The sequence below is a fragment of the Streptomyces sp. genome, assembly GCF_019510245.1.
Classification (GTDB): domain Bacteria; phylum Actinomycetota; class Actinomycetes; order Streptomycetales; family Streptomycetaceae; genus Streptomyces.
Genome location: NZ_JAEKKT010000536.1, coordinates 1 through 1,292, shown reverse-complemented (window position 1 = coordinate 1,292; position 1,292 = coordinate 1). Strand labels below are relative to the sequence as shown.

Genomic DNA, 1,292 nt, shown 5'->3' with positions numbered 1-1,292 from the left:
AGTCTGACCACCGGTCCGTGACGTGCCCGTCGTGGTGCGACGGCGACCACAACCCGGACGGGTTCGGCAACTTCATCCACCGGGGACAGACCGTCCTCGTAGGGCCGCCGGACTCGGCGGCGAAACCGACCTCGAAGGTGAAGTCGGAGACGCCCCTCCTGACGGCGCACGTGATGCTGCCCGCCGGCCCCGACTTCGACGAGGAGCCGCCGGCCATCGTCGTCGACAACGCCGACCTGTGGGGGCCCTACGCCGAGCTCACCCTCGCAGAGGCCGACCAGTTCCTTCGGGACCTCAAGACGTTCACCGCCCGCGTTCAGCAGATGCGCGACCAGCTGGCCGCGATGAAGGAGCAGCAGTCATGACCGTGTCCCTTGAGCACCTGAGCGACGTGCCCGCGGTGCGTGGCATGACGGAGCAGCACACCATGGTCGACCCCTACGAGGAGCCGCACGCGGTCGTCGGGCTCCGTGTGGTCGTCTCCCGCGACCACATCGCCGCCGCGGTCGACATGGGAGTGCACAAGTTCTACGGCGACGGCCGGACCGCCGACGACCTGACGGTGGCGGAGATCCGCTACTTCGTCGAGTGCTACGTCCTGTCGGAGAGCGCACTCGGTCTTCAGCAGGGCGCGGAGGCGATGGCTCAACTCCTCGTCGAGGACTTCCACGAGGACGTGACCCGCGAGCAGATCCGGGCCTGCTACCGGGCCGCCGACCGGGCGTATCCGAAGGCTCCGAAGTAGCACTTCGAATCCCAAAAGGTCCCCCTCTCCGGAGGGGGGTTCGGGAGGGGTTAGTTCGCAGGCCGCATCGCATGTGCTCGACCCCGTCGCGGGTCGTGTTCGCGCAGCGTCCAGACCTAATGCCCCACCCTCCCGTGGGGGTGCGTCCGTGCAGCACACGATCCAAACACCCGGCCCTCGTCGGGACTGTGTTTTGTGCAGGTCGCGATCCAAATAAACGGTCCTTCGGTGGGGCGCGTTTGGTGCAGGTCGCGATCCAAGTGAAGGCCCCTCCGCCGGGGGTGTTCCCGCAGTTCGTTCCACATATGCCCCCCACCGTCCGGAGCCCTTTACGCCCAAGGGTTTGCGAGGTCCTCGAAGGACCCCGCAACCCGCTTCCCGCAACGACGGGACACGCCCCCGGACGTCTCCGGGACACACCCCGAAAGGACACACATGTTCCGCAGGAAGACCCAGCAGCCGACGGCCGCGCCCATCGTCTCCGCAGCCGTCGCCGACACCGACGCGGCGGTCGCCGCGAAGATGCGCGGCCTGGCCCGGCAGACGT

General features: G+C 68.0%; 2 protein-coding genes. Both read left to right on the top strand.

The features are described 5' to 3' along the window. On the top strand, positions 1–365 hold a 365-nt coding region (locus JF597_RS55155; protein WP_294014809.1), incomplete at its 5' end, for a hypothetical protein. Beyond that, positions 362–745, top strand: a complete 384-nt coding sequence (locus tag JF597_RS55150) for a hypothetical protein (protein WP_294014807.1) — start codon at positions 362–364, stop codon at positions 743–745. The genes JF597_RS55155 and JF597_RS55150, both read left to right, overlap by 4 nt. Positions 746–1,292 lie beyond the last annotated feature (547 nt).